Here is a 6,567-nt window from a genome sequence, read left to right on the forward strand (position 1 = left end):
GGCCTGACACAATGCGATATCGACCCGAATAGTGAACTGAAGCCGCTTTTTTCAGTTGGTATGGCTCTTGCACCTTGAACCGCGACGTTACCAGCAACGGAGCCGTTTGATGTCCTCACCGACAGTTTCGATTGAGGGGCCGACTAGCACGACATCCGAGGGTCTTCTGGCAGCCGCGAAATCCGGTGGCTGCGCATCGTCTTCCTACGGCTCGTCGCCGACCAGCCCGGGCGAAGAGGATCCGGCTATTTGGGAAAGGATCAAGGATCACCCCTGCTTTTCGGAGGAAGCGCATCATTATTTCGCGCGTATGCATGTGGCGGTCGCGCCGGCTTGCAATGTCCAGTGCAACTATTGCAATCGCAAATACGATTGCGCCAACGAGAGCCGGCCTGGTGTTGTGTCTGAGAAGTTGACGCCCGACCAAGCGCTACGCAAGGTCATCGCCGTTGCCAACAAAGTTCCGCAGCTTTCGGTTCTTGGCATCGCTGGGCCGGGGGATGCCTGTTACGATTGGGAGAAAACGAAGGCAACGTTCGACCGCGTCATCAGGGAAATCCCCGACATAAAGCTGTGCGTCTCCACTAATGGGCTCGTGCTGCCGGACCATGTCGCCGAGCTTGCCGAAATGAATGTTGATCACGTGACGATCACCATCAACATGGTCGACCCGGAAGTCGGCGCGAAGATCTATCCATGGATCTTTTATGAAAATCGCCGCTACTTCGGCATCGAAGCCGCTCGAATCTTGCACGCGCGGCAGATGCTGGGCCTGGAGATGCTGAGCGCGCGCGGCATCCTCACCAAAATCAACTCGGTGATGATTCCTGGAGTGAACGACCAGCACCTGTTTGAGGTGAACAAAATGGTCAGGGAGCGGGGCGCGTTTCTGCACAACGTGATGCCTCTGATTTCGGACCCGGCGCACGGTACCCACTACGGACTCATCGGGCAGCGCGGCCCAACGGCAACGGAGATGATGGCTCTTCAGGATCGACTTGAAGGTGGCGCCAAGTTGATGCGCCACTGCCGGCAGTGCCGGGCAGATGCTGTCGGCCTGCTCGGTGAAGATCGTGGCCAGGAATTCACGCTGGACGGTATTCCCGACGATGTCGCCTACGATGCTGGCAAGCGTCAGGCCTATCGGCAGGTGGTCGCACACGAGCGCCGTGATCATGAGGCGGCGAGGAGCGAGGCCATCGGTATGGTCAAGGCAACAGACTCCGAAAAGTCGCTTCTGGTTGCGGTGGCCACTAAGGGAGGTGGACGGGTCAACGAACACTTCGGCCACGCGAAGGAATTCCAGGTTTATGAAGTCTCGCCTAGAGGGATCAGCTTGGTCGGGCATCGGAAGGTCGAGCGGTATTGCCTCGGAGGCGGGGGCGAAGACGCCATCCTCGAGGGCGTCATCGCAGCGCTCGAAGGCATACACATAGTGCTATGCGCCAAGATCGGAAATCGCCCGAAGGAACAACTCTCGCGAGTTGGACTGCGCGTAACCGACGCCTATGGCCATGACTACATCGAGACCGCAGTCAGCGCACTTTACGCGGCAGAGTTTGGGATCAGACCACTAGCGGCGACGGCCTGAGCCGTCTCGTCCGATAACCAGGAGTTAGAATGGCTTTAAAGATCATCGCATCCCAATGTACCCAATGCGGGGCCTGCGAGTTCGAATGTCCTTCGGAAGCGATCAAGTTCAAGGGCGACGCCTATGTGATCGATCCAAACAAGTGCACCGAATGCAAGGAGGCCTTCGATACGCAGCAATGCGTGTCGGTCTGTCCGGTACCGAAAACCTGCGTTCCCGCTTGATTCCTACCGAAACGGTCGGGTTCGCCGCACGACGACGCCTGCAACCCGCGACCACAACAAAAGCCTCGAGAAAGGAATGGACAGCATGTGGTCCAGACGCGAACAGGAGGTCGAAATCGGCAGACCGCCACGGTTCATGCAGGGTGAGCGGGTCCGTGCGATACGCCACATAAAAAACGACGGCACCTATCCCGGCAAGGAGATCGGCGAAAACCTCGTGCGGAAGGGCGACGAAGGCTACGTGCGCGACATTGGAACCTTTCTCCAGCAATTCTTCATCTATGCGGTCGAATGGATCGATCGTGGCACGGTCGTCGGCATGCGAGCGCGCGAACTCATTAGCCTCGACAAAGTCGAGGTTCCCTGCGGAGCTGAAGGCATTTCCAACGGGGGAACAGCCGGATGAAAGTAATGATTCGCAGGACCGCTACTGGCTTGTCGGCTTATGTCCCCAAGAAGGATCTCGAAGAGCCGATCACCGAGATTGAGAACGCTGACTTATGGGGCGGGACCGTGACGCTCAGGAACGGTTGGCGGCTCATGCTGCCCGACCTTCCGCGCGACACGCGTTTGCCGATCACCGTCGAGGCGATGAAGATTTCCGACGGGGCCTGATGCCGGTGGGTTCAGTGGCGGAGAGGAAACGCGTATGAACACGATGCTGAGCTGGGACCATCTCGTCGTCGTCCGGGGCAGTTTTGCCAAAAAACTGATTGACCTGCTGAACGGCGCTCTCAAGGCCGATCGAGTGATCCCCTATCTCGGTCCTGGTCTTCTGCAGCTTAACCCACCGGAATCCCCTGTACCTTGCACCCCTGAAGATGTCGCCGCGGCCCTCAACAAGCGGGCGCCTGCCCCTTCCAGGATTCGCACCAATATGTGGTCGGTCGCGCAGTTTATCGAGCAGCGCCGACATCGTCGGACTCTCCAAGCGTGGATGGCGGAGATATTCGCAGCCCCCGCCGAGCCGACCGTTCTTCACGCCTGGCTCGCAACCCTTCAACTGTCTGTCATCATCGACAGCTGGTACGATGGCGCCATGCGAGCAGCCCTTGCAGAGGCCGGCCAAACAGACGTTGTCGAGATACAAGGAACGACGCGCGCGACCGGAATCGGTAACATCTGGACGAGAACTTACGATTTGTCAGGAACAGAACTCGAGGCCGAACAAGTGGCTAGGACGGTGCTCTATGCGCCGCACGGCAGCGTCAGGCCGGCGGCAAACTTCCTCGTGGCTGATTCCGATTACGTCGAAGTCCTAACCGAAATTGATATCCAGACGCCGATCCCGGACGCGGTGAAGCAACGGCGCGTCAACCGGGGTTTTTTCTTCGTGGGCTGCCGCTTCAACGATCAGATGCTGCGCACATATGCCAGACAGCTGATGAAGCGCTCCACTGGCCCACATTTTGCGGTGATCGATTCGGCTACGCTGACCAGAAACGAACGTCGTTTCCTTGCCGAAGGCGCAATCACGGTCATCGACATGCCGATCCGCAACGCCGCGGCTCGCCTCGTCGGGGTCGATGCTAGCCAGGATTAATGGCCGGCGATTGCTGGTGAGTCGCTGCTTGCCTCCAAGGGCGAAAACTCAGTTGGGAATACATTCGTGAGCAGTAATGCTAGTGGCAGCACAACGTAGGCTCTGAATTCGTTGGGCCATGTGAAAGGGTCCGCTGCTGCGGGACGTGAGCACGTTGCGGCGGCATTACGCACATGATCTTGTGACCCCCGTGGCAAAAGAACTGAAGCGCCCGAGTCGCGACAACATATGCAGCGCTCAATGGCTTCGACAAAAATTCGGCACAGTTTCGACAGTTCGCATGCACCTCCAGGGTCAACGAGGTTGATTATGCCTGTTTATGTGGGTCGGCCACGCGAGCAGGAATTCCCACTACCTTTGCCCCGGCGGGAACATCTCGTGTGACCACGCAGCCAGCGCCTACCACTGCATTATCACCAATCGTGACGCCAGGCAGAATGATTGCTCCACCGCCGATCCAGACACGGCTGCCAATGTGAACAGGACGCCCGACCTGCAGGCCGGCCTGCCGCTGCTCGGCATCATGTGGATGATCGGCGGTATAAATCTGCACAGCAGGCCCAATTGCCGTTCCTTGCCCGATTTTGACCTCTACCACGTCAAGAATAACGCAGTTGAAGTTGATGTAGGCATTGGCTCCAATGCGGATATTGAATCCGTAGTCGCAAAAAAAGGGCGGACGGATGACCGTTCCGCGCCCAACCTCTCCCAGCCGCTCGGACAAAAGCTCATGCCAATGCCCCGTGGTCTGCCCCAGCGTATCATTGTACCGCTTGAGCCAAGCCCCGGTTGCCAACAGGTCAGCTTGGATCTCCGGATCCGCCGCATTGTAAAACTCGCCTGCGAGCATCTTTTCTTTTTGGCTACGCATCATAGTCTCCCGTCAGGTCGTGTCCCGTACAGTGATGCAGGAACGCACATCAAACTGCCTCGGCAACTTTGTAACTCGATCTTGCCGGGCGCGCGGTCGGTCACGAGCCGGGGCGACAGTTTCGTCTCGACCAACTTCCAAGAATTTGGATATCGGAGATCAACCGGTCGCAGGGGCCAATACCTGACGAAGTCGGCAACTGTCCAGCGGTCGAACTCACTTTCATGCCCATCTCAGATTGCGTGATATCGAGCGGTAAGCCATCAGCTAATGTATCGACCAGGTCCCGCCAGAGGATTACTCCTTTTTAGTTTGTCAGTCGCAGAGCCCCAGTACGACTGGTGGTAGAAAGCACACGGCCGGAATCTTGGCAGCGCTGTTCACACCCACTTCGTAAGCCTGGCCGATGGGCTCGGCGCCAGAGCACCAATGCTTGACCTGCTCCAGCTCTTGCTCGGCGGGTTGTTTCAGAGACGCTTGATCTCGATACCGCGTTTTCTCAGCACGTAGCCGATCTGGCGCGGGGTCAAACCGAGCAGGCGCGCCGCCTTTGCCTGCACCCAGCCACACTTTTCCATGGCAGCAATGACCGTATCGGCATCGGGCACCCTACCACGAGTCGTGGCAGGGCCTATCGGCGCTTGCCCGTCGCCGACGGGCGGGGCGGCACAGGCGGCGGAAGGCTCGATCGTAGTCGACTTCTCTGACGTCGGCTGTCCGTTCTTCCACAGCGCCGCGGCCAAGCACTGATCCGCGTAACAGGCAAAGTCAGTTCTGAGGATTGATGGACCCGTCGCCAGAACTGCCGTCCGTTGAACGCAGTTTTCGAGCTCTCGGATGTTACCTGGAAATTCGCAGTTCATTAGCACCTCAATCGCTTCGGGAGCGAAGGTCAGCGTGTGATCATTCTCAGTATTGAAATTCTTGAGAAACTGAGCGGCCAAGAGCGGAATATCACCTCGCCTTTCGCGCAATGCCGGCACGCGTAAAGTGACGACGTTGATGCGATAATAGAGGTCTTGCCGGAACTCCTTGCGTTGAACTGCCGTTTCCAAGTCCCTGTTCGTTGCGGCAATCACGCGAACATCAACTTTAATGGTGTGGTTGCTGCCGACGCGCTCAAACTCCTGCTCCTGCAGGACACGCAGCAGCTTAGCCTGGAACGAACCTGATATTTCGCCAATCTCGTCCAGAAACAATGTGCCTTTGTCGGCAGCCTCAAAGCGCCCCTTGCGCAAACTGCTCGCGTCGGTGAAGGCACCCTTCTCATGACCGAACAAGTCAGATTCCAGAAGCGTCTCGGTGAGCGCCGCGCAATTGACCTTGATGAAGGGCTGCTTGGCGCGAGGCGAGAGCTCGTGAATGGCTTTGGCAACCAGCTCCTTGCCGGTTCCGGATTCACCTCGCAACAGGACCGTAGTCTTCGCCTTGGCCACCTTGACAAGGTGCTCACGCAGCTTGCGCAGCGCCTGACTATCGCCAAGCATCTCCTTGCTGATCTTTTTACGTTCCATTTGGCAGCCCATCCCACTCCGCCACCCGCCGGTAGAACTGCACTGGACGGTGAGCTGTGTTGTATTTCGCCATCATCATTCTCGATCTCACCTTTGTTGCTTCGAAATTTCCGGCGCGCGGACCCCCTCGGCAAATGGCAATGGCGCCTGAGCATCGTTGTCTTTCACCAGGACGAGCGTCTTCTCCTCCGTGCGGGCGCCCGCAATATGCGCGCTTGTTTGCGCAGGCCTTTACTCGACCGGTCGCCGTTCTGTCCGGCTTCTGCCGCACCGCAGCCTGCAAACCCATCCTTGACAAGAAAGGAGGGGAGTCAATCGAGCTCTCCTTGCATTCGTGCAAGGAAAATTGTCAGTTTGATAGAATTCTATCAAAACGGCAGAAACGCCCCGCCCCCAATTTGGCTGTACCTGCGGCGTTCAGCTTACGTGACGACATGTGCGGACTTGTCCCAATTGCCGTCCGAGTTGTGCGGGAAACAGTAGCCGCTGCGCTGTTCGCTTCAACCGCGTGATGCCGCTGACAGTAGAGGCGGCGGCTCGTCGAGCGAGGCTTCATTGTTCGGCTACTAAAGCGGCTGTGCTTTGGTGGGAGTTGGTTTCGCCCAAGTTCTGGGCCTGGGGGCGTCTAGCCCGTTTCGCCGCACAGGCTCCTCCCACATCGTCGAGGCCGAGAAGGAGGGACCCCACAGCCCTCCCTGTATCACAATGCCCCGCCCCTCAAGCAGCTAGATACGACAGGTGACCTCGAATGAGGCGTCTTGCATGGCTTCTACACCTGCCTGAATGCCAGAACTGCGTTCGTACCGCCCATGGCGAAGGCGTTG

At 58.0% G+C, this 6,567-nt stretch carries 6 protein-coding genes and 1 pseudogene; 5 read left to right on the top strand and 2 right to left on the bottom strand.

Features of this window, described 5'->3' with window-relative positions:
* Positions 1–109 precede the first annotated feature (109 nt).
* The 5 genes from nifB to P9228_RS30400 all read left to right on the top strand — a co-directional run bounded on the left by nifB (position 110) and on the right by P9228_RS30400 (position 3,358).
* Entirely contained in the window at positions 110–1,591 is a 1,482-nt protein-coding gene (nifB, locus tag P9228_RS30380) for a nitrogenase cofactor biosynthesis protein NifB (protein WP_063169393.1), read from the top strand.
* A gap of 29 nt (positions 1,592–1,620) precedes the next feature.
* Positions 1,621–1,815 (top strand): 4Fe-4S binding protein, encoded by a 195-nt coding sequence (locus P9228_RS30385; RefSeq protein WP_024505232.1) that lies wholly within the window; start codon positions 1,621–1,623, stop codon positions 1,813–1,815.
* A gap of 85 nt (positions 1,816–1,900) precedes the next feature.
* Positions 1,901–2,221 (top strand): nitrogen fixation protein NifZ, encoded by a 321-nt coding sequence (locus tag P9228_RS30390; protein WP_024505231.1) that lies wholly within the window; start codon positions 1,901–1,903, stop codon positions 2,219–2,221.
* Positions 2,218–2,430 carry a putative nitrogen fixation protein NifT gene (nifT, locus tag P9228_RS30395; RefSeq protein WP_024505230.1) on the top strand — a complete coding sequence of 71 codons (213 nt, stop codon included), beginning with the start codon at positions 2,218–2,220 and terminating at the stop codon, positions 2,428–2,430. The genes P9228_RS30390 and nifT overlap by 4 nt, the downstream gene beginning before the upstream one ends.
* A gap of 34 nt (positions 2,431–2,464) precedes the next feature.
* Complete coding sequence (locus P9228_RS30400; protein WP_024505229.1) at positions 2,465–3,358, top strand: SIR2 family protein; 894 nt, start codon at positions 2,465–2,467, stop codon at positions 3,356–3,358.
* Between the two features lie 307 nt (positions 3,359–3,665).
* On the opposite strand, the gene P9228_RS30405 is transcribed toward P9228_RS30400, so the two are convergent.
* Together P9228_RS30405 and nifA are read right to left on the bottom strand one after the other, a co-directional pair.
* Entirely contained in the window at positions 3,666–4,232 is a 567-nt protein-coding gene (locus P9228_RS30405) for a sugar O-acetyltransferase (RefSeq protein ID WP_024505228.1), read from the bottom strand.
* 464 nt (positions 4,233–4,696) lie between these two features.
* Positions 4,697–5,740 (bottom strand): annotated as a pseudogene (nifA, locus tag P9228_RS30410) (nif-specific transcriptional activator NifA); the annotation flags it as partial.
* Between the last annotated feature and the right edge of the window lie 827 nt (positions 5,741–6,567).

It is taken from the genome of Mesorhizobium sp. WSM4898, assembly GCF_029625845.1.
GTDB lineage: Bacteria > Pseudomonadota > Alphaproteobacteria > Rhizobiales > Rhizobiaceae > Mesorhizobium.

Bases quoted from the DNA above. Each gene is read 5' to 3' on its own strand.
- nifB (WP_063169393.1), top strand. From the start codon at position 110: ATGTCCTCACCGACAGTTTCGATTGAGGGGCCGACTAGCACGACATCC.
- P9228_RS30385 (WP_024505232.1), top strand. From the start codon at position 1,621: ATGGCTTTAAAGATCATCGCATCCCAATGTACCCAATGCGGGGCCTGC.
- P9228_RS30390 (WP_024505231.1), top strand. From the start codon at position 1,901: ATGTGGTCCAGACGCGAACAGGAGGTCGAAATCGGCAGACCGCCACGG.
- nifT (WP_024505230.1), top strand. From the start codon at position 2,218: ATGAAAGTAATGATTCGCAGGACCGCTACTGGCTTGTCGGCTTATGTC.
- P9228_RS30400 (WP_024505229.1), top strand. From the start codon at position 2,465: ATGAACACGATGCTGAGCTGGGACCATCTCGTCGTCGTCCGGGGCAGT.
- P9228_RS30405 (WP_024505228.1), bottom strand. From the start codon at position 4,232: ATGATGCGTAGCCAAAAAGAAAAGATGCTCGCAGGCGAGTTTTACAAT.